We start from the raw sequence: 21,452 nt of genomic DNA on the forward strand, positions 1-21,452 counted from the left end.
CTCCTTTCTTGAATATTCAAGAAACTATTATACTCTATCTTATTTTTAACATTACTGCCTTTTTTATAAAGATTATGAGAGATATAATCATCGGAACTAGTGTAACAGCCATATAACGATCAATCGTATTAGCAGTAAAAACATATACTAAAGCGTTCATAAAGCTAAATCCTAGTAAAATAATTAGTAAATTATTTTCTTTATTTTCAAAAAGATCAGTTTTTTTACGCCTCAAAAAGCGTAACGCGATTGCTATAATCCATAAAAATGGTAATAAAATTATTCCTATTGAATAAAAGTATTGAGCTGGTGTAAAAAGATGTGACATTAAACTTCTCAAAATCATTGGTGGATGATTATATGTATTATATTCTTTCACTCTTTCATAATATTCATCAGGCATATAAATAATATTTCCATTTATTCTCAAAGTAGCTCCAGCTATAGAACAGTTTTCTCGGCAATGCCCTAATGTAAATTCTTTTTTATAACCCCCATTTTCATTTTTTTCAGTTTTATACACATCTGCTAAAATAAAATAACCTGTTTTATATCCATCAATTACACTAGCAGGATTAGCAAAAAACTCTGATATAACAAATGATAATGCAGAAGAAAATGAAAGTGCTTTTGCACCTTTAAAATCAATAACTTCTCGATCTATTATTTCATTTGAAGGACTTAAAACATCAACCAAAAAGAATACTTCATTATTTTCTATTTTTTCAATAACCAATTGTTTTTCATCTTGGCTTAAATAAATATCATTATCTAAGACATCACTTAAATCATCATAGCTTGACATGACATTAAAATTTCTTGGTCCGCTCAAAATTTGTCCTCCGAAATTTCCTACAATATTGCGATCTGTATTCAAATTTTGTTTTGCGCCTTGGACCAATATGATATTCCAAACTTTTACACTAGTGAATAAAAAAGCAAAACAGCATAATAACATAATTCCTCGCTGTCCAAAATTTTTAAGAGTATGATTTTGAAAAAGCGAAATTACAGTTGCAATTAATAGAGGAAAAATAGTAGTTGCTACATAGGGTTGTTTAAGATGCCAACTAAACACAGTGAAAAATACAAATACTGCACTTGCGATAAGATAACATTTTTTATTTTTAAAGAAATCCATATCAATCCATTTCCAAGCAAGATAACACATTGATATCGCAATTGTCATCGCCACAAATTCTGTTAACAATGCATGATAGTATCCAAAAACAAGCGGATTAAAAATAACAAAACACATACCTAAAACATAAATTCCTTTTTTAAAATATTTATTTTTGATATTTTTTACTATATCGCTTAAAAGTTTATGAATTATTATAATCATAATTGCATAAAAAATAAATGTAATCAACACTAAAGATATATGAGAACTTCCAAACAGTCGTCGACTCAAATATATAATAAAAGGAAAAACTGGTCCACGGATAATGTCCCATTCGGCAAAACTTGTATTCCCTTCAAAAATAGAGACATAACTCATATAATGAGAGCTATCAACATAAATCGTAACAGAAAATACAGAATATATACAAAAAAGCATTATCCAAAAAATAACTACTTTATTTTTTATAAAGAATTCTTTCACTTTATTTTTTATCATACTTATCTCCTATGAATGGTCATACATATTATACAAAGCACCAACTACTTTTTTCATTTTATTTTTTAATCCTTGTGGTGTCTTTTTGGCAATTGAAAATGCAAACCTTTTAAACAAACTATTAGATGGTTGAATCATCAATTTCTTTGTAATATCATTTAATAAATCTGTTTCGTATTCAGACAATTTTATTTTTTCTTGAACTGCTTTCTCCTCTGAGAAATAATCACAAATCTTATCAACAACTAAATCATAATCAAATTGAATAGCCGTTTCATGATGTGATTTCTTTAAATTCATAAACAACTCATTATCACTCATCAATACTGAAATTTTTTCATAATATTTATTAACATCATTAACTTCATTAATTAAAATTCCGTTTTCCCCATTTTTAATATATTCATTAACTCCAAATGAATTTGAAACAATCGGAACTGCACCTGCACAAAGTGCTTCTAATGCTAATAATCCAAACCCTTCATTTACAGAAGTATCAACATAAATATCTGTATTATTCATGATTTCAGACATAGCCATTCGCGAAATCGGACCTTTGATCAAATTAATTTTATTTCCATTTTCTTCAAGATTAGGGAATACTATTTTATGATTTATATATACCAAATTAATCACAATATCTGTATATTTTGAATTCAATATATATAATAAATCTAACAACAAATAATCCCCCTTCATTGGATTTCCACGCATAAACATAGTAATTCGCTTTGCTGAATTTTGATTATTTTTATTAAATAAAACATCATAATTAACACCATTTTGGATTACTGTAGAATCAATGTCAAAAATTGTTTTCATCTTATCATGCAAATAAGAAGAAATTGTGAAAATATAATCAGCAAGCTTGTAAGATAATAATACTGATCCATATTCATTACCATTTTCAAAATACACTTCGTATCCTTGAACAAATGAAATTAGTGGAACATGCTTTTTATCTGCATACCACTTTGCTTTAAATGTAGAATTCCAAATAGTTGTTATCATCTGCTTGCAATTTAAATCATTTATCTTGTCCACCGAAATAGGGTTAAAAAGCATTGCTTCTGCATAATCAATATTTTCATCATATAAAATATTAGCACTAATATTATTTATCGATAAATAATTCACTAAATCAACAACAACATGGCACCCCCCCGCATTTTGAACGATTACAGGGAGATAAATAAGTGAATCCACATTTATTTTTCGATCATCATTTGTAAGGTTGTTATCAATATATTTGATTGGATCATTTTTTGCGTATTCTTTTGCTAATTGATTATATTGAGCCCCCCATCTACCAAAGAAAATATCCCTATTTTTCTTTATTCTTTCCTCTTTGGCCTTTGACACACCAAAAGATGCTTCTGCTTTATGGAATACATACGTATCGATTGCTACCTTGGCATGAAAACCTTTTTCCATAGCTTTAAATTGATAATCCGTTTCCTCACCATAACCAGTACCATATATTTCATCTAAAAGTCCTACTGTATCTAAACAAGATTTTGAAATCATTAAGCAATTTCCTACAATAGTACAAGCATCAAATGTTTTTCCACTAAATTTTCTTTCAAGCAATGCATCCATTTCTGAATAACTAAATCCCTCAAAAATAGGGTAGGTTAGATTAGCAGCATTAGAAGCAACTGGACATATTAAACCAATCTTCGAATCCTTTTCCATATGACGAATTAATTTAGGGATTGTGTTTTTACTAACCAAGCAATCTGAATTAAGCAATAAAGCTGTTTCTGCTGTTGACAATTTTAAAGCTTTATTACAGTTTTTAACAAATCCCAAATTTTCTTCATTTGTGATAATCTCAATACAATCTCCATATTTATCTTTTAAATTATGTAGTGTATTAAATGTTTGCTGATTTGAATTGTCATTCATTAAATAAATTTTATTTATATATTCTATAGGTGTATTTTTTATAAGGGCATACACACATAATTTCGTCCAATCAGGTGCATTATAGACTGGAATAATAACATCACACTTCATTTTTGACATCTTATACCTCCTCAGCAAAGCCTTTTTCAAGCTTTTTAAACACTGCATAGCCAACAAATAAAATAATCAAACTTACAATAATAACATATGCAAGCATTCCGAAATCGGGAAGCTGATGATTAAGAAAAATATCCCTATAAGAATTAATGATTGTAGTAAGAGGATTAATTTTAAATAATACTGAAATTGTAGATTTTGAGAACTGCGATACATCATATAAAATTGGAGTTCCATAAAATAACATATTCAAAATAAATTGAACAATATATTCAGTATCTTTTATATAAACGTTGATTGCGCTCAAAAGAAAAATCATCCCTAATATAAGAATAGATTGAATCAGAGCAAGGAAAGGTAACAAAATAATATGCCAACTTATCCAAGAACCGCCAAATATTACAAAAACAACAATTATTATACATGAAATAAAGAAATTAACCAGCCCACTAATTACTACTGAAATAGGTAATATCTCTCTAGGAAAGTATACTTTTTTAATAATCCCTGCATTTGAGCGAATTACAGCCATTCCTTGATTCACAGAAGTAATAAAAAAAGTCCATGGAATAATTCCGACTACTAAAAATAATAAATAATTATCTACTGTTGTTCTCATAATATAAGGAAAAACAAGTACATACACAAGTACTTGTAATAAAGGTGATATAAAAGACCATAATACACCAAGTAAAGACCCCTTATACTTTCCCCTAATTTCCTTTTTTACATTTGATTTTAATAACTCTCTATAATTATATAAGTCATTGAATAATTTCATATTTGTTCCCTCTATTCTTTTACAAATAAATTAGTTTTCTTTGAAATAAGCTGATTCCCATTTTTATCAAACACTTGAATCTCAAAAATGTGTCTTCCAATTTCCAATGTGTCAATTTTTAAAGGACACTTCCAGCCAGGATTTTCATTAGCATAAGCTCCTCCATATTTTTCAGAATAAACTCGCAATACATCAGGACGCTTTTCTCTTTCAATTCCTGATATTTCTTTTTTATCTAAATAACACTTTACAACTGCTTCTGAATCTTCACACATAACCCAACCCTTAGCATACACATCCGTTTCATTTAACTCATAAACACTATTTGCTATTGGTTCATCAATATAAGCATTTGCTTGATAAATGTATTCTCCATCAGCAGATTTAGCTTTCAATGTTTCTAAATAATCTGCATTTATACGTTCTAAATAGGAATCAATTACTGTAATAGGATCACCATCAGCAGACACTTTCCCGTGATAAATCCATATGGCTCTATCACATAATGCTTTTACGACATCTAAACTATGCGAGACAATCACGATTGTCTTATTACTATCTCTTAATTCTTCTAACTTAGCATAACATTTATCTTGAAAATGTTGATCACCAACTGCTAAAATTTCATCAATCAGCAAAATTTCAGCATCTACATTAATAGCAATCGAAAAAGCCAAACGCATATACATCCCAGAAGAATATGTACGAATAGGATTATCAATAAAACTATCTAATTCAGAAAACTCGATAATTTCATCGACACGTTTATCAATTTCTTGTCTTGTAAGTCCAAAAATTGCAGCATTAAAATATATATTCTCACGTCCTGTAAAATCTGGATGAAATCCTGCACCTAGTTCCAAAAGAGATGTCAGTTTCCCAAATGTTTCGATTGTTCCGCTTGTTGGATATAGTATTTTGGTCATCAATTTCAATAATGTAGATTTACCACTTCCATTGGACCCAATTAATGAAACTGTTTCACCTTTTTTTATTTCTATATTTATATCTTGTAAGACATGATGTAGTTCTGACTTTTCTTTTTTCCAAAAAACCAAATTTTCTTTCAATGTTTGAGGCTTATCATAAACCCTTTTGAAATCTTTATTCATATCTGTAACTTTTATAGCAATACTATCGTTTTTCATATTCAGTCTCCTTTTACTAGAAACTACTTTATTATAACAAAAATTGTAGTGTTTTACACTCTTTATCTATGAAACTTGTTATTTGTTAAAAAAGAATATCCTTCTTCATTTCGGTACTATTATAAAAAAACTAGAACTTTTAAGTTTTATTATCCATTCCAGTTTATAGTTTTGTATCTTCAATCTCAGACATTAAATGTAACCACTCTTTCTCTGTGTTTTCACAACTAAAATCCATTGCTCTAAATCTAGCATTTTCATTCATATCTTCCAATTGCTTTTTATTTTCCACTAAATCTATTGCTGTCTTAACATAGACAGCTTTATTTCTGTTTTTTATTAAATATCCATTTATACCATTTTTAATAATTTCATTTGCTCCTTGTGCACTATCAAAAGCAATACAAGGAAGTCCAAAACTCATCGCTTCTAGCAAAACAAAACCAAAAGATTCTGTAAATGATGTCATTAAAAACACATTAGACAAACTATATAAATTATTGATTTGATCTTTATATAAATATCCATGAATACAAACATAGTCTTCTAGTTTGTATTCTTTCACTTTATTCTTTACCAAACTCATCAATGCTCCATCCCCAACAATATGTAAGAAAGCATCGGGAATTTTTTGCCAAATTTCGTAAAAAATGTCAATCAAATCCAAAACTCCTTTTTCCTTTGAAATTCTACCTACACTAATAAACGTCATTTTACTTTCATCATTCTTTGTCAACGGTAAGTCTTTTGGCTCATCAATACAAAAAGGAATATATCGAACTTCCACATTTTCGAGATATTTTTGATAAAATGTTGTTAATTCTTTTGAAATTGGTAACATATAGTCAAAATGATTGCAAGAGTGAACAAGCTTATCAATATACTTTTTGTCATTATTATGATGATTATGTTCTGTAGCTATTTTTATTATATTTTTAGCTGCATATTTTTGAATTAATTTATTATGAAAAATTCTGGTAGATATTATTACATCTGCTTTGCATTTTTTTATTGCTTGTATATTTCTTTTTTTTCTTAAAATCAAGATTTTTAAAGATACGAAGCCTTCTCTCACAATACTCAAAAATTTTTTTGAATGAATAGCTTTTTTAAATTTTTCCTTGTTTGGTTTTAAATCCTCTATCAAATAAGAAATCCTAATTCTCTTATCCACTGGAAAAGATGGCGATTCTAAAACCTTATATGTTGATACAATTTCAACTTCATATTTCTTGCACAACATATTAGCTATTGTAATCACATATTTTTCTACACCACCAAACCCTAAGTGTAATGCAAATATCGTTATCTTCATGATTTCCTTTCTATCTTATCTTTTCTTTTTCTGACTTTTCTTTTCTTTCTTTATACTGTAATAAACTCAACTTTTGAATCAATTCTTTATTTTTTTCTTTTAAGCTTGAAATTGTAATCATCTGCATAAACAAAATAATGTATAAGAAAAATGTAAATAACGATAGAATAAAATTACTAGTTGAAATAAATCCAAGTTTTCGAGAAACCCACATAGCAAGATTAGGAAACACACTTAAAATAAGTAATAATATTGCCCATATCATCCAAATTATCGCATCATCTATATTTAATTTATGTTTTCTTATTCTTCTGATAACGAAAAGTAATGTAGCTAAGCTTGCAAGAATAAATACAAATTGTAATTGATATGACATATTTACACCTATTTAACCTTTCTAAATGGTTGAATCAAAAAAATTGAGATTAGCATTCTGCTCATATATTTGACCGTATTAGGTAAGTTCAAATAAGATTCTCCAAATTCTCTATCACTCATTTCAACCTGTACTTCTTTTATTTTTCGCTTTTTTCTAATCATGTATACCAATGTATCAGGCTCTGGAGGATTATTCATATCAGTAGCATAATCAACAATTGTTTCTTTATCATAAGCTCTAAGTCCACTTGTAGGATCTTTTATTGTATTAAAAGTAACAAGTTTAATTGCTAAAGAAAGTAACCGACTTCCTAACATTCTAGCACTCAAAGATTTTTTATTGGTCACAAACCTTGAGCCAATTACAATATTATTTCCTTTTGAAATTTCATCAACCATATTATCTAAATAGTCTGCATCATGTTGCCCATCTCCATCAAATTGTATCGCTACATCATATCCATGTTCCATCGCATATTTAAATCCTGTCTGAACAGCACCAAACAAACCAAGATTTGCAAAACCATCGATATAGTTACATCCACACTTTTCTAAAATCTCCAATGTATTATCTTTTGATCCATCATTGATAACAATAAAATCATACTGTGGAACCTTGGTCTTTAAATCATGAATTACTTTTTCTATATTTAATGCTTCATTATACGCTGGAACAATAACCAACGTTTTTAAATTTTCTTTCATATTTTCTCCATTGTATAAACTCTCATATCATTTTACACAATAATACTAATTTTTACAAATTTCTTTCCAATATGTTTTGAATTTTCTATTTCTATACAAATTTCACAAAAAAGAACATGAATTTATTTCATGCTCCTTTTTCATATTAACTATTTTTTTTCAAAAAATTCCAAGAATCTCTCATCATATCATCAATTCCCTTTTCAGCACTCCATCCAAGTTCATTATAAGCCTTCGATGTATCTGCATAACATGTAGCGATATCTCCAGCACGTCGTTCTTTAATCTCATAAGGAACATCTATTCCATTTATATTTGAAAAAGCATTTACAATATCTAAAACGCTATACCCTTTTCCAGTACCTAGATTGTATGTATCAACCCCAATTGTTTCCTTTTCTAATTTTTGAATTGCACTTACATGGCCTTTTGCTAAATCAACCACATGAATATAGTCACGAACACCTGTTCCATCAGGCGTTGGATAATCATTTCCCCATACATTCAAAAAAGGAAGTTCTTTATTTGCTACTTTCACAATATACGGTAATAAATTATTTGGAATGTCATTTGGGCTTTCTCCCAGTAAACCACTTTCATGTGCACCAATAGGATTAAAATAACGCAATAGAGCAACATTCCATTTATTATCAGATATATATATATCTTCTAGTATTTTTTCAATCATCAATTTTGTCGTTCCATAAGGATTTGTTGTTGGGCCCAAATCAAAATCTTCTTTGATTGGTACAGATTTAGGGCTTCCATATACAGTTGCACTAGAACTAAAAACAAATTTCTTACATCCATGATTTCTCATCACATCACAAAGAACAAGAGTGCTCATTAAATTATTAGAGTAATATTCTATCGGCTTTTCAACCGATTCTCCCACTGCCTTATACCCAGCAAAATGAATAACTGCATCTATTTTATTTTCATTAAATATTTTATTTACAACTATGTTATCGCAAACATCGCCAATATAGCACTTAAAATCTTTTCCTGTTATTTTTTTTATTCGATCAATTACATCTCTTTTTGAATTATATAAATTATCAATAATCGTAATTTCATACCCACTATTAAGTAATTCAACACATGTATGACTACCTATGAAACCTAATCCTCCAGTGATTAATACATTCATATTACTTCCTCCTAATTAGTCTTGTTTGAACAATAATTACTAAAGCCAATTATACCTTATGTCCTATATAGTTACAACTTTCATCAAACATAACCTATTTGAAATGATACACTATTCGTAAAATAAACAAACTAAATTTTTCTGTTACTTTTAAAAATAATCGAGACATTATTCCAGCATGATTATATTCACATTGAAAATATAATTGGCTTTTTTTCAGCTCACGATATTTATTAATCTTATCAATACTTTTATCTATACTTACGGAATGATTATGAAACACTTCTTGCTCTGTATTCACATATGTTTTTTTGCCAAGTTTTTTCATTTTTTTACCAATTATGTTCTCCTCATAATATAGAAAAACATTCTCATCATAAAAATCTGCCTCTATCAACGCATTAGAATCAATTATAAAAAAGCTTCCTGAAACTGCCTCTACTTCAACAAGTTTATCGTGATACATAATATCTGGATAAAGTAAGAGTTTCGACCTCAATATACGATGTATAAACACTAGATTCAATAACCCATCTTGAAATGGTGTAGGTATTTTCCATCCTCTGTTTAAGCCCTTTTTTTCTTTAACAATAGGCGCAATAATTCCAGCATTATCTGGAAAATCATCAAGAATAGATATTAGGATTTGCTCATTTTTAATTTCAATATCACTATTACTAACAATAATCCTGCAGTCTCCTAAAATATCTATAATATACTTACTTCCATAATTGATTCCATATCCATATCCACCATTTTTATCACTTTTTAAAATATAAAAATGTTCTGTTTTCTCATACTCTTTTAATATTTCAAAAGAATTATCTGTTGATGCATTATCTACTACGACTATCATATCAATAAATGAATAACTTTCTATAGAATTCAAAAGCTTCTTTGTAGTTATAGCATCATTATAATTAATTATAAGAAAAGCTGTTTTCATAAACTACTTCCTCTCTTCTATACAATGATTATTTTTAAAATAAACAATCATTATCTCTTATCTATTTCCTCTGCAATTTGATTACAAAATTGTTCATTATTACTTCGATATGGTTGAGGAACAAAACTCTCTATCTTCAAAACTGCATCATTTATATCTTTAACCTGTAAACAACCAAGAATATACCTCATATCATTAAATCTTGAAACTATTTCAACTTGATGGTTATTTTCATGCTCATTAAATTCTTTTAAACGAGATACAGCAATTACCTTTTTATCCATAGTAATGCTTGTTAATATAGACCCAACGCCACCATGAGTAATAATATAATTACTTTTTTCTAAATATGTATTAAACTCATCAAAAGGAATAAAATCTAATATTTTCATATTTTTTGAATTGTATTTTGTGTATCCACTTTGTACCACTACTTCATCATTGATGATACCATCATCAATCAATTTATCAATCTCTTTTAATAGTCGAACAAAGCTTTTATCTTGTGTTCCTAATGTAACAAATATCATATGTGCTCCTAAAAAATCCATCCGCCATAAATGGCTTTCGGATATAATTCTAACATACTCTCCCATTGAACAACAAACACATCTGCTATTGGATATACTATTCGTCCTGACAGAGTACGAGTGTGAATGTTTGCAAATGTTTCAATGAAAATAATTTTTTTACGAAATAACTTTGCAATATAACACATTGGAACTGCAGTATGTGCCCCAGTGGTAACAACCACATCTGGACGATATTTAAAAAACAGAGCAATACTTTTAAAACAATTCCAAGGAAACACAAATGCATATACAAATAAATTATGTTTCGTCCCGTATGCTAAAAAGGAAATCCTATCATGATATTGCTTTATCAGCGAAATATTGGATTTCGTTTTTTCAGTTACTATGTGATAATCATAGTTTGAAAAAATTCTTTTTAACTGTAGCAACTCAGAGAGGTGTCCTCCAGTGCTTGAAATAAACATAACTTTTTTCATTGCTTTTTTCCTTTTCTAATTTCTATATTACAAAATCTCCTGCTTTAAACACCGCCACTTCTTTACCTTCAAACGTTTTTCCCACGATTTCCATATCCTCGCTTCCAAACATAAAGTCAACATGTGTCATAGAATCATTTGAACCAGCTTCATTCAGTTCTTCTTGATTCATTTTTACACCATTTTTCAAATTCATTGGATAAGCTCTACCAAGTGCTAAATGACATGAAGCATTCTCATCATACAAAGTATTGTAAAATAACATATTACTCATGGAAATCGGCGAATGATAAGGAACTAATGCAACTTCTCCAAGATAACTACTTCCTTCATCAAAGTCAATTAATGTCTTTAATACATCCTCATTTTTTGCCGCTTTGTACTCTACCACTTTTCCATCTTTAAATGTTAATGAAAAATCATCAATAAGACTTCCATTATAGCTAAGTGGCTTCGTGCTTACAACCGTTCCATTCACACCATATTTATAAGGCATTGTGAAAACTTCTTCTGTTGGCATATTCGCATTAAACATAATTCCTGATGGTGTTTCTTCATTTCCACCAGCCCATAGATGATTTTTGACCAATTGAACTTCCAAATCTGTACCGAGGTTATTTTTGAAATGCAAAGACCTAAAATTGTATTCATTTAAAATATCAACATGATTTCTTAAATCTGCATCATGTTGCTCCCAAAAAGCCACAGGATCATTATCTTCAAGAACTTGAACACTATCCAATATAGCATCTTGTAATTTAACCATTGCTGTTTCCACATCATCATTAGGAAAAACTTTTTTTGCCCAGTCTTGATTTGGATATCCTACAATACTCCATTGTACACGATTTGCCATCGTAATTTCGTTTAATTCTTTAAACCGCTTTTGTCTAGCAATTGATACTTCTGCAATCTTTTTAGGATCAATTCCTGCCATCACTTCTGGAATATCACTTATAATGTGTAAAACACATCCACCTTCTTTTAAAGGAATGGTTTTTTGATCTACTATGTAATCTGGAATTGTACGCAATGTTTCTACATCTTGATATTCATAATGTAAACGATTTATTTTTTCATCATAGAAATTCACTGAAACCTGCTTAGCACCAACCTTATAGGCTTCTTCTACAACCTTTTCAACTAAATCTTTTGTATTTACAGGTGCATTCACAACTAAAGTTTGACCTTTTTGCACATTCACACCCATCTTCACTGCTAATTTTGCATATTTTTCTATTATATTTTCCTTCATATTATTTACTCCTAACTCTTCACTATTCTATTATATGCCAAGCGAATAAGTAAAACAATGCGCAAATGCGCATTGTTATCCTACTTTATTCTCTCTCATAATCTGTTTTCGATCATATGGAGTTAATCCTTTTTTGCGTACACGAATATCATCTGGAGTCAACTCTACTAATTCATCATCATTAATAAATTCTAAAGCTTCTTCCAAACTCAATATTTTTGCCGGTACTAGTTTCATAGCATCATCATTTCCACTTGATCTAATTGCTGTTAATTTCTTATTTTTGATTGGATTCACATCCATATCCAAATTTCTAGCACTCTGCCCAATAATCATACCCTCATATACAGGTGTTTGTGGCCCAATGAACAACTGTCCACGCTCTTGGATATTCCATAACGCATATGTCATCGCCTTACCTGTTTCAGTAGAAATAAGTGCACCATTTGCACGTTGGGTAATTTCACCTTTGTATGGTTCAAAGCCATGTACTCTACGAACTAAAGTACCTTCACCATGTGTATCATTAATAAACTCACTACGATACCCTAATAGCCCTCTTGTAGGAGCATGAAAAACAATACGACTATAGTCATTCTCTTCATGCATATCTACCATAACACCTTTTCTTTGGTTTAATTTATTAATAATTGTTCCACTATATTCACTTGGAGTTAATGCAATTACTTCCTCAACTGGCTCTACCAAAGTATCATTCTCATCACGATGCATGATTACCTCTGGTTTACTGACAGCTACTTCATAACCTTCACGACGCATATTTTCAAGTAAGATGGAAATATGAAGTTCTCCACGCCCACTCACTTTAAACATATCTGCACTTTCTGTAGCTTCTACTTTTAATCCTACATTTACTTCCAACTCTTTTTCTAAACGTTCTTTGATATTTCTACTTGTAACATACTTACCACTCTGTCCAGCAAAAGGACTTTTATTTACAATAAAATTCATAGATAATGTAGGGTCTTCTACCTTAATCATCTCAAGTGGTAATAAATGATCACGATCCACACATAATGTCTCTCCGATACTTATATCTGGAATTCCTGCAATTACAACAATCTCACCACTACCTGCTTCTTTTACTCTCGTCTTTGATAACCCTTGATAAATAGATAATTGAGAAACACTTGCATTACGAACATTTCCAAAACTATCACACACAACAAGAGACTGATTCTCTTTTAATACCCCTTGATACACCCTACCAATTGCTAAACGTCCTATATAGTCATCATAAGCCAATGCACTAACTTGCATTTGCAATGGTTCATCATCTAAATTTGGATAAGGATCACAGTGTTCTACTATCGTTTCAAACAAAGGCGTGATATCTTTACTAGGTGTATCCAAATCATATTGAACAATTCCTTGCTTTGCAATCCCATATAGAATAGGAAAATCTAATTGTTCATCATTTGCATCTAGTTCTAAAAATAATTCATATACCAAATCAACAACTTCTTCTGCTCGTTGATCCTTCTTATCAATTTTATTAATCAACAAAATTGGACGCAATCCCATTTCCAAAGATTTTTGTAAAACAAATCGTGTTTGCGGCATTGGTCCTTCACTAGAATCCACTAATAGAATTACTGTATCTACCGTTTTAATAATTCGTTCCACTTCACTAGAAAAATCAGCATGTCCTGGTGTATCAACAATATTGATTTTTATATCTTTATACATAATACTACAGTTTTTTGAATATATTGTTATCCCACGTTCTCTTTCTAGATCGTTGGAATCCATAACACAATCCACAGTTTCTTCATTGCTTCGAAAAACTCCACTTTGATTCAAAAATGCATCTACAAGTGTACTTTTTCCCGCATCAACATGGGCAATTACTGCTAAATTTATAATTTTTTCTTTTTTCATATTTTATCCTCTTAATATACCTTATTAATAGTATACCTATTCCACTGTAAATTCTAGTTTTTTTTTCATCTTTATTGTATAATAAATTTATGATGTATAAGGGAAAGAACTACAAAATACAATATCGCCGTCTATTTTTGCTACTATTTCTTGCTGTTACTTTACTTAGTAGCATTTTATTTGGTGCCTCATATATAATTGCACAGATGCAACCAATAGAAAAGAAACCATTAGCGATATATACAAAACATACGAGCATTCGCTCAGATTCTGTAAAAGATGCTGATCAAATCATTGCCCATTATTTTCCTAAAGGAAAAAATCCACCACCAAAGCCACCAATAAAAACTGATCGAAAAATTGTAGCACTTACATTCGATGATGGTCCAGGATACGAAAGCACTGATAGAATTTTAAACACTCTAAAAAGGCATGATGTAAAAGCTACCTTCTTTGTCTTAGGAAGTAAAGTTGAACAAAACCCTGAGATGCTGAAAAAAATTCATAATGAAGGCCATGAGATTGCTAGCCACTCCTATTCTCATCCCAACCTGACAAAGCTCAAGGGAGAAGAAATCAATCAACAAATAAAACAAACAAATACTTCAATTAAAAATACTATTGGTACCGATACAATATACTTACGTCCTCCATATGGAGCCTATAATAAAGAAGTCGAAGATATAAGCAAACAAAAAATTATACTATGGAATGTTGATAGCCAAGACTGGCAATTACGCGATACAGAAAAAATAAAAAACCATGTATTAGGAAGTTTAAAACCACAAAGTATTGTTTTATTTCATGACATTTACAATAGTTCGGCAGATGCTGTAGAAAAAATCATTCCCGAATTAAAAAAGCAAGGTTATGAATTTGTAACAACCTCTCAATATATTGAAATTATGGAGCCTAAATAATATGATATTTGAAGGAAATATCTCTGTGAAATCAGCACTGCTTTCACCACATAGAGAAGTAGTAAAACTATTTGTAGATAAAAGTAAAAAAGATCGTGACACAAAATTCATTTTGCGCAAAGCACAGGAACAAAACATTGAAGTAGTTTATTGTGAACGCCAAGAAATCGATAAACTTGCGCAAGGTTCAACCCATGGTGGGCTTCTATGTGAAGTCGGCAAGCGAACATATCAAGATTTAGATGATATTATCAAAGAACATTCTTTCATTGCCCTTGTAGAAGGTATTGAAGATCCATATAATTTTGGCTATATTATCCGTAGTCTCTACGCGGCTGGCTGTGATGGAATCATCACCAACGAAAGAAACTGGAGTAATGCTGCAAATGTTGTTGCTAAAGCAAGTGCAGGAGCAAGCGAATATATTGCTCATGTTTCTAGTTCTTCACTTGAACATGACATTAAACAATTAAGAACAAAGGGAATTGCAATTGTTTGTGCACTTCGTGATGATACCGCAATTGAAATGTATGATTATAATTTCAAAAAGCCTGTTTGTATTTGCATCGGTGGTGAAAAACGAGGCTTATCAAAAATTATCACTTCCCATTCTGATCAAAATGTATTTATTCCCTATAACTCGGAATTTAAAAACGCACTCAACGCAGTGAGCGCAACAACGATATTAGCATATGAATTAATTCGACAAAGGAAGCATAAATAATTGCTTCCTTTTTTAATATAAAAAAGCTCACAACATATATATCCTATGTGGTCTAATGTTATGAACTTCATATTAACATCCTATAATCTACCTCTTTTTAAAGCCTTTTTTATCTTTCAATAAAACAAATAATACCAAATCTTCCTTCATATTTACCTTCTCCAACTGGACAATAATAAATATACTGATATGCAGAATCATGACTATTATTATCTAAATACTCTTTTGAATATTTATGAATACCAAATGAATATTCATGATTTGCCTCTAATGTAAGCTCACTTGTAATTCGTGGTGTTTTTATATTTGTTTTTCCTTCTGTTGTACGATGAATTGCTTCAATACTATGAACACCTGCGTCTAATTTGACTACAGCTTGTCCATATTCTCCTTTGATCATATCAAATTCGCTAGGATCTTTTCCATCCACTTTTACTTTATCCCCATAAATATGAATTACTGCTTTTGTTTCATCGTTGATAAAATCCTTTAACTTTGCTTTCTTTTTTCCAATACCAAACATTTTTAATTGACCTCCTATATTTCTGCCTATATTTACTTAGACGCTAGTTATTCAAATAAAGTTCCAAAGTTTTTCTACAAGAAATAAAACTAAAAAAGTTCATAGCATTTTGTAACTTTTATTACCATGCTATGAACTTATTATAAACTTCCTTTTTTATTCTTCAATTTCCTTCCATCCGTTTTCATCTGTATATAAATATTTATGCCAATTTCCATCAACATACCTTTCCCATAAATTGACCGTGTTGGGCTTATCTACATCTCTCCCTACTAGTCTAGTGGGCGTAATCAAATCATAATTACAATATTCCAATGGATCCTCTATTTCAATCCATTCACCCGTCTCAATTTGAAAAGTATCTAAATATTTGTACACTTCTTCTATCGTATGAAACCGTTTTGATTGCTTTGCAAAATCGTCTTTTTCTGTATCGTACAAGAAAAGACAATATTCATCAGAAAGATTTGCTACCATTGCTTTCTTAAATTTTGCATGCCCTTCAATAAATGTATATTTTCTCATGCCTCTCCTTATCAATCCACAAATAAATAACCACAAAATATATATAGCATATTAATATAAAAAGCATCCACACCAAAGAAGTTAAACACTTCACTCACACTAGCAAAAGTAAATAAATTAAATTGCATAAACAATAGAAATATAACAATTAAAATAGCAATTAATTTCTTGTATACATTTCCATTTCGTCTACCTTTGGATGCATTCAATGTTGCACCAAATACACAAAGTGCTACAACAATAATAATCTTAATAAGATTTCCGCTTAAGTTCGCTGATAAATAAGTAGAAATTAATCTAGTTACTAACGCACTTATAAAAATCAATAAAAAGGGAACTCCTAATTTTCTAAAATCACTCATTCAACATTCTCCACAACAATACTTTCTATAACATCTCCACCACGCATATTACGCACAGCATCTATATTATCAATTACTTTTCCAAATACTGTGTGAACACCATCTAAATGAGGTAGCTCTTCATGACAAATAAAGAACTGACAACATCCCGTATCTTCACCTCGATGCGCCATTGATAAAGATCCAATCTCATGTTTGTATGGGTTATTTTTTGTTTCACATGGTATTGTATATCCTAAATCACCTGATCCATTTCCATTTGGACATCCCCCCTGTGATACAAACCCAGGAATTACACGATGAAACGTTTTTCCATCATAATAACCCTCTTTTATCAATTTCACAAAGTTAGCCACCGTTTTTGGTGCTCCATCTGCATATAATTCAAATGGAATCTTATCTCCATTTGTCATTGCAATCATACCTCTCATATAGTATTACCATCCTCTCTCATTTTTGAATTTACTTTTGCTATTATAACATATTAAACAATTCTAATATATTGTTTTGAAGGAAAAATCTGAATTTTCTTATTTCTAAAAATTTTATTTCCCAACACTCCTGCAATCTCCAAATTTTTAAACATATCTACTCTTCCTGTCATTATTTTCTGTAATGATATTTTAGAATCATATAAATATAAATCCAATGTATGGATAATTGATAAATCCATAGACTCCATCCCTAAAACACCCATTCCATAAGCTTTTTGTTCAATATCAACATCCAAGTTAGAACGATTTACATAATTCTCTCCTAGCCAACTTTCTTTAGCCCCACTATCAAATCCAAAAATAGCAGGTTTATGATTTTGATCAAGCAAACAAACGCAAGGAAAACTTGAAGGAATAAAATTCTTTATAAAAAAATCTTCTTGCTGCCTTAAAAGCGAAAAAGTACTATGTACATCATCTATCTCAAAATCAAAATTACGTAATATATCCCAACCAATTATTCCATCAAACTTCATTACCTTAATATTCACATAGGGAATAGAAAAATCTTTATCATCTAATAATACAAGAGGTTGATTTTGAATTTCAACAGCTCCAAAAAACAATTTAGAAATGGTTACACAAGAAGCCTGTTTGCTTCTTCCTCCAATACTTCCCACATGTACAACCTGTTCGATTGGTTGCACTTCCAAATCGCTTACACTCTTCTTCAAAATTCCGCTAATCTGTGCTCCAGTATCAATTAAAAAGGTCATTGTTTTTCCTTGCGTTTTTACACTCCCTACATACAATCCCATAAGATTCTTTTTTATTTTCATTGTAAAGGTAGGTAAATGAAAAATTATTTTCCGCTTTTCAAACCCATTGAATTGATGAAAAACATCAAGTTCTTGGTAAAGTGTTGGAGCATATGTATCATGATATTCTTGAACTGCCTGTACCTCATTCAAGGTATAGCGTTTTGTTTTTTCAACTTTAGTTTTTGGTAATATAAACATTGTTTCACCTCCATGTAATTATAACATGTTATAATAAAAAACAAGGAGGTATCTATAATATGAAAACAAATAAAGATAAATTGGTCATGCATTCATTAACTGGTAAAATCCATCATCCTACAAACAAAGGATATCGAGTAGGATTTGATGGTGTTGGAAGAATCTTACCAGCTACTGGAGGTATTACATATAATTTTCAAATTGGTGATAATTGCATGGGCATTGTTGGAGATCATGTAGAACCTGGAGTAAGTATTCAAAATCCAAACCATGACGAAAATCCAGCTTTACAACTATTTAGCTGCGTTGGAAATACCGTACGTATTACTAGTGGTGATGCCAAAGGAAAAATGGGCGTCATCACTGGGACTCATGGTGGAATTGAACATGCTTTTGTATACTTTGATGAAGATACTTTAGATTTATTAAATGGTGATGAAAGCATGCTTATAAAAGGTTTTGGACAAGGTTTAGAACTTCTTGATTACCCTAATATCAAAGTATTAAATCTAGATCCTAAACTATTGAGTAAAATGCATCTTCACGAAACTAAAGGTGTTCTAGAAATTGGTGTTACTCATATCATTCCAGCATTCTTGATGGGATCTGGATTAGGTGCTAACACACTTGCAAATGGTGATTATGATATTATGACACAAGATAAAGAAATGAATAAAAAATATCATCTAGATACTTTACGCTTTGGTGATATTGTAGCAATTCAAGATCATAATTCAATCAATGGTCCTCACTTTTCAGAAGGTGCTTGGACAATTGGTATTATCGTTCACAGCGATTCATACACTTCAGGACATGGTCCTGGTGTATGTGCTTTATTTACATCCAAAGATGGTTCATTAAAACCATTTATTGAAAAAGATGCAAACCTAAAAAACTATCTTTAAACAAAAAAGGATAAGATCAATTAAATGATCTTATCCTTTGTTAATTTCTATTATTTCCAACAATTCGTAAGATATATAGGAAGATATTAATAAAATCCAAATACAAATCAAATGCTGAATAAATTGATAATCGTTGTAACATTGTATCATCATTTTCATATGCATGATATAGCTTCTTCATCTTTTGAGTATCCCATGCTGTCAATCCAGCAAAAATTAGTAACCCAATCATAGAATAAATAAATACATTTACATCTAAATTAAAAATCCAAGTAATCATTCCATATACAATTAACGCAAGTAAACCTGCTATTGCAATCGTTCCAACTTTTGTAAGATCACGCTTTGTCGTATATCCAATAACTACTAAACTTCCAAAGAATAAAGCAGCCATTCCAAATGCTAATCCAATACTTCCCAAACTATAAACAACACCTAGTGTAGAGAATGTAAAACCCGTTAATACAGCATATGCGATATAAAGAATCTTTGCTGATGTTGGATTCATCTTCATCAATCTTGCTGCCAATGCGATTACTACTCCTAATTGTGCAAGAACCACAATAATTGGTAACATTGGGATACTGTTCCATAGGTTATATACAAATGCTGGATTTAAATTCATCAATATTGCAATACCAAAGGTAATGCCTAAACCTAAAAACATCCAAAAAAACGTTTTCGTTACATGATTTTGTAAAGTATATTTATTACTGGCTGAGCCTTGTTCATAAATTTCCATAATATAATCCTCCATTCAATTATTTATTATAATACATGATAACATATCACACACACATTATCAATTTAATGACAGCATAGATATTCCCTTGTTCAATTTCTTATTTTTAGTTACAAATATACTACCTCAAGCTTTTAATTGCTACTTATATTCGCATACCTACCATTTACAGCAAATAATAAATCATCTGGTGATAATTCAATATGAAAGCCTCTTTTTCCACCACTGACAATGATTCCTTGTTGATTTTTAGCACTTTCATCCAATACTGTTTCAAACTGTTTTTTCATTCCAATAGGACTACATCCTCCTCTAATATATCCACTCAAAGGCAATATTTCTTTCATAGGTATCATTGCAATTGATTTTTCTCGAACAACTTTAGCAGCTTTTTTCAAATTTAACTCATGGATTATAGGAATTACAAATACATAATTTTTTTTACTTTTCCCCTCGGTAACTAATGTTTTGTATATTTTTTCTGCTGGTTGGTTCAATACCTCTACCACATGCATACTTTCAAAATCATCCTTTACTTCATAATGATACTCTATATAGGATATATGCTTCGCATCTAAAATCCGCATTGCATTTGTTTTTTTCACAAGCATCCCCTTTCATCATAAAAATAATTATACTCATATAATACAATTATAAATTTATTATATCATTTTAAAACTTTCTACATCAATAATATATAACGTAAATTGAAAAAGTAAATTCCAGTTTTAAAAAAACAGAATGATTCTGAAAGAAACTTCCAGTATGACGAATAGTACAGGAAGTTTTTTGTTGTAGAATAAGATTTATCAGTGACAAATCTATTGTGTACATAAATAGATTACATGATGAAAACCCAAATATTTATTCATAATCAAAAATTTCTTTAAGTTACTTCCATATTTGGTTTGTTTGTAATTGCTTCTTTACAAAGTGTTTCTTCTTTATGTGGTTTGCTTTTAAAAGCATTTATTTCTTCTTAAATAGCAGTGATGATAATGTTACTTCATCAGGCTCTAATTCTTTTAAATTGAATGCTTTCAGTATATCCTCATAATCTTCA

The 21,452-nt window shown here is 30.1% G+C and carries 23 protein-coding genes; 3 read left to right on the forward strand and 20 right to left on the reverse strand.

Going from position 1 to position 21,452, the window contains the following annotated elements; all coding sequences use genetic code 11:
• Positions 1-34: 34 nt before the first annotated feature.
• The 13 genes from M2475_RS06945 to typA form a co-directional block, all read right to left on the reverse strand.
• Positions 35-1,621 carry a hypothetical protein gene (locus M2475_RS06945; RefSeq protein ID WP_277490460.1) on the reverse strand — a complete coding sequence of 529 codons (1,587 nt, stop codon included), beginning with the start codon at positions 1,619-1,621 and terminating at the stop codon, positions 35-37.
• 9 nt (positions 1,622-1,630) lie between these two features.
• Positions 1,631-3,649: a glycosyltransferase gene (locus M2475_RS06950; protein ID WP_277490461.1), complete on the reverse strand. Its 2,019-nt coding sequence runs from the start codon at positions 3,647-3,649 to the stop codon at positions 1,631-1,633.
• Position 3,650: 1 nt separating this feature from the next.
• Complete coding sequence (locus M2475_RS06955; protein WP_277490462.1) at positions 3,651-4,427, reverse strand: ABC transporter permease; 777 nt, start codon at positions 4,425-4,427, stop codon at positions 3,651-3,653.
• A gap of 11 nt (positions 4,428-4,438) precedes the next feature.
• Complete coding sequence (locus M2475_RS06960; RefSeq protein WP_277490463.1) at positions 4,439-5,575, reverse strand: ABC transporter ATP-binding protein; 1,137 nt, start codon at positions 5,573-5,575, stop codon at positions 4,439-4,441.
• Positions 5,576-5,738: 163 nt separating this feature from the next.
• Positions 5,739-6,890, reverse strand: coding sequence for a glycosyltransferase (locus M2475_RS06965; RefSeq protein ID WP_277490465.1), 1,152 nt, complete (start codon positions 6,888-6,890; stop codon positions 5,739-5,741).
• A gap of 10 nt (positions 6,891-6,900) precedes the next feature.
• Positions 6,901-7,266, reverse strand: a complete 366-nt coding sequence (locus tag M2475_RS06970; RefSeq protein WP_277490467.1) for a DUF2304 domain-containing protein — start codon at positions 7,264-7,266, stop codon at positions 6,901-6,903.
• Positions 7,267-7,274: 8 nt separating this feature from the next.
• Entirely contained in the window at positions 7,275-7,973 is a 699-nt protein-coding gene (locus M2475_RS06975; protein WP_277490468.1) for a glycosyltransferase family 2 protein, read from the reverse strand.
• 145 nt (positions 7,974-8,118) lie between these two features.
• A complete protein-coding gene (galE, locus tag M2475_RS06980) occupies positions 8,119-9,123 on the reverse strand; it encodes a UDP-glucose 4-epimerase GalE (protein WP_277490469.1) in 1,005 nt (334 codons plus the stop codon).
• A gap of 94 nt (positions 9,124-9,217) precedes the next feature.
• Positions 9,218-10,069 (reverse strand): glycosyltransferase, encoded by an 852-nt coding sequence (locus M2475_RS06985; protein WP_277490470.1) that lies wholly within the window; start codon positions 10,067-10,069, stop codon positions 9,218-9,220.
• A gap of 50 nt (positions 10,070-10,119) precedes the next feature.
• Positions 10,120-10,599, reverse strand: coding sequence for a PssE/Cps14G family polysaccharide biosynthesis glycosyltransferase (gene pssE, locus M2475_RS06990; RefSeq protein ID WP_277490471.1), 480 nt, complete (start codon positions 10,597-10,599; stop codon positions 10,120-10,122).
• 8 nt (positions 10,600-10,607) lie between these two features.
• The gene (gene pssD / locus M2475_RS06995; protein ID WP_277490472.1) at positions 10,608-11,078 is read right to left on the reverse strand and encodes a PssD/Cps14F family polysaccharide biosynthesis glycosyltransferase; all 471 of its coding nucleotides are present in this window, start codon (positions 11,076-11,078) and stop codon (positions 10,608-10,610) included.
• 22 nt (positions 11,079-11,100) lie between these two features.
• On the reverse strand, positions 11,101-12,333 hold the full coding sequence (locus M2475_RS07000) for an aminopeptidase (RefSeq protein ID WP_277490473.1): 1,233 nt from the start codon (positions 12,331-12,333) through the stop codon (positions 11,101-11,103).
• A gap of 75 nt (positions 12,334-12,408) precedes the next feature.
• Positions 12,409-14,235 (reverse strand): translational GTPase TypA, encoded by a 1,827-nt coding sequence (typA, locus tag M2475_RS07005; RefSeq protein WP_277490475.1) that lies wholly within the window; start codon positions 14,233-14,235, stop codon positions 12,409-12,411.
• Positions 14,236-14,324: 89 nt separating this feature from the next.
• On the opposite strand from typA, the gene M2475_RS07010 reads away from it, so the two are divergent.
• The gene (locus M2475_RS07010) at positions 14,325-15,155 is read left to right on the forward strand and encodes a polysaccharide deacetylase family protein (protein WP_277490476.1); all 831 of its coding nucleotides are present in this window, start codon (positions 14,325-14,327) and stop codon (positions 15,153-15,155) included.
• A 1-nt stretch (position 15,156) separates the two neighbouring features.
• Positions 15,157-15,879, forward strand: coding sequence for an RNA methyltransferase (locus M2475_RS07015; protein WP_277490477.1), 723 nt, complete (start codon positions 15,157-15,159; stop codon positions 15,877-15,879).
• A gap of 109 nt (positions 15,880-15,988) precedes the next feature.
• On the opposite strand, the gene M2475_RS07020 is transcribed toward M2475_RS07015, so the two are convergent.
• From M2475_RS07020 to M2475_RS07040, 5 genes are all read right to left on the reverse strand, one after another.
• Positions 15,989-16,402: a hypothetical protein gene (locus tag M2475_RS07020; RefSeq protein WP_277490478.1), complete on the reverse strand. Its 414-nt coding sequence runs from the start codon at positions 16,400-16,402 to the stop codon at positions 15,989-15,991.
• 156 nt (positions 16,403-16,558) lie between these two features.
• Positions 16,559-16,927, reverse strand: coding sequence for a hypothetical protein (locus M2475_RS07025; RefSeq protein WP_277490479.1), 369 nt, complete (start codon positions 16,925-16,927; stop codon positions 16,559-16,561).
• 11 nt (positions 16,928-16,938) lie between these two features.
• Positions 16,939-17,289 (reverse strand): amino acid permease, encoded by a 351-nt coding sequence (locus M2475_RS07030; RefSeq protein ID WP_277490480.1) that lies wholly within the window; start codon positions 17,287-17,289, stop codon positions 16,939-16,941.
• Positions 17,286-17,720, reverse strand: a complete 435-nt coding sequence (locus M2475_RS07035) for a peptidylprolyl isomerase (RefSeq protein WP_277490481.1) — start codon at positions 17,718-17,720, stop codon at positions 17,286-17,288. Before M2475_RS07035 ends, M2475_RS07030 begins: the two co-directional genes overlap by 4 nt.
• 53 nt (positions 17,721-17,773) lie before the next feature.
• Positions 17,774-18,742: a retropepsin-like aspartic protease gene (locus tag M2475_RS07040; protein ID WP_277490482.1), complete on the reverse strand. Its 969-nt coding sequence runs from the start codon at positions 18,740-18,742 to the stop codon at positions 17,774-17,776.
• Positions 18,743-18,801: 59 nt separating this feature from the next.
• Between M2475_RS07040 and M2475_RS07045 the strand changes: the two genes are divergently transcribed.
• A complete protein-coding gene (locus tag M2475_RS07045) occupies positions 18,802-19,647 on the forward strand; it encodes a DUF4438 domain-containing protein (RefSeq protein WP_277490484.1) in 846 nt (281 codons plus the stop codon).
• 40 nt (positions 19,648-19,687) lie between these two features.
• On the opposite strand, the gene M2475_RS07050 is transcribed toward M2475_RS07045, so the two are convergent.
• A complete protein-coding gene (locus M2475_RS07050; RefSeq protein ID WP_277490485.1) occupies positions 19,688-20,389 on the reverse strand; it encodes a Bax inhibitor-1/YccA family protein in 702 nt (233 codons plus the stop codon).
• Positions 20,390-20,523: 134 nt separating this feature from the next.
• The gene (gene ybaK / locus M2475_RS07055; protein ID WP_277490487.1) at positions 20,524-21,000 is read right to left on the reverse strand and encodes a Cys-tRNA(Pro) deacylase; all 477 of its coding nucleotides are present in this window, start codon (positions 20,998-21,000) and stop codon (positions 20,524-20,526) included.
• Between the last annotated feature and the right edge of the window lie 452 nt (positions 21,001-21,452).

This window comes from Breznakia sp. PF5-3 (genome assembly GCF_029504745.1).
GTDB lineage: Bacteria > Bacillota_I > Bacilli_A > Erysipelotrichales > Erysipelotrichaceae > Breznakia.

Coding starts and splice junctions, on each gene's coding strand:
- M2475_RS06945 (WP_277490460.1), bottom strand. CDS start 1,621: ATGATAAAAAATAAAGTGAAAGAATTCTTTATAAAAAATAAAGTAGTT.
- M2475_RS06950 (WP_277490461.1), bottom strand. CDS start 3,649: ATGTCAAAAATGAAGTGTGATGTTATTATTCCAGTCTATAATGCACCT.
- M2475_RS06955 (WP_277490462.1), bottom strand. CDS start 4,427: ATGAAATTATTCAATGACTTATATAATTATAGAGAGTTATTAAAATCA.
- M2475_RS06960 (WP_277490463.1), bottom strand. CDS start 5,575: ATGAAAAACGATAGTATTGCTATAAAAGTTACAGATATGAATAAAGAT.
- M2475_RS06965 (WP_277490465.1), bottom strand. CDS start 6,890: ATGAAGATAACGATATTTGCATTACACTTAGGGTTTGGTGGTGTAGAA.
- M2475_RS06970 (WP_277490467.1), bottom strand. CDS start 7,266: ATGTCATATCAATTACAATTTGTATTTATTCTTGCAAGCTTAGCTACA.
- M2475_RS06975 (WP_277490468.1), bottom strand. CDS start 7,973: ATGAAAGAAAATTTAAAAACGTTGGTTATTGTTCCAGCGTATAATGAA.
- galE (WP_277490469.1), bottom strand. CDS start 9,123: ATGAATGTATTAATCACTGGAGGATTAGGTTTCATAGGTAGTCATACA.
- M2475_RS06985 (WP_277490470.1), bottom strand. CDS start 10,069: ATGAAAACAGCTTTTCTTATAATTAATTATAATGATGCTATAACTACA.
- pssE (WP_277490471.1), bottom strand. CDS start 10,599: ATGATATTTGTTACATTAGGAACACAAGATAAAAGCTTTGTTCGACTA.
- pssD (WP_277490472.1), bottom strand. CDS start 11,078: ATGAAAAAAGTTATGTTTATTTCAAGCACTGGAGGACACCTCTCTGAG.
- M2475_RS07000 (WP_277490473.1), bottom strand. CDS start 12,333: ATGAAGGAAAATATAATAGAAAAATATGCAAAATTAGCAGTGAAGATG.
- typA (WP_277490475.1), bottom strand. CDS start 14,235: ATGAAAAAAGAAAAAATTATAAATTTAGCAGTAATTGCCCATGTTGAT.
- M2475_RS07010 (WP_277490476.1), top strand. CDS start 14,325: ATGATGTATAAGGGAAAGAACTACAAAATACAATATCGCCGTCTATTT.
- M2475_RS07015 (WP_277490477.1), top strand. CDS start 15,157: ATGATATTTGAAGGAAATATCTCTGTGAAATCAGCACTGCTTTCACCA.
- M2475_RS07020 (WP_277490478.1), bottom strand. CDS start 16,402: ATGTTTGGTATTGGAAAAAAGAAAGCAAAGTTAAAGGATTTTATCAAC.
- M2475_RS07025 (WP_277490479.1), bottom strand. CDS start 16,927: ATGAGAAAATATACATTTATTGAAGGGCATGCAAAATTTAAGAAAGCA.
- M2475_RS07030 (WP_277490480.1), bottom strand. CDS start 17,289: ATGAGTGATTTTAGAAAATTAGGAGTTCCCTTTTTATTGATTTTTATA.
- M2475_RS07035 (WP_277490481.1), bottom strand. CDS start 17,720: ATGAGAGGTATGATTGCAATGACAAATGGAGATAAGATTCCATTTGAA.
- M2475_RS07040 (WP_277490482.1), bottom strand. CDS start 18,742: ATGTTTATATTACCAAAAACTAAAGTTGAAAAAACAAAACGCTATACC.
- M2475_RS07045 (WP_277490484.1), top strand. CDS start 18,802: ATGAAAACAAATAAAGATAAATTGGTCATGCATTCATTAACTGGTAAA.
- M2475_RS07050 (WP_277490485.1), bottom strand. CDS start 20,389: ATGGAAATTTATGAACAAGGCTCAGCCAGTAATAAATATACTTTACAA.
- ybaK (WP_277490487.1), bottom strand. CDS start 21,000: ATGCTTGTGAAAAAAACAAATGCAATGCGGATTTTAGATGCGAAGCAT.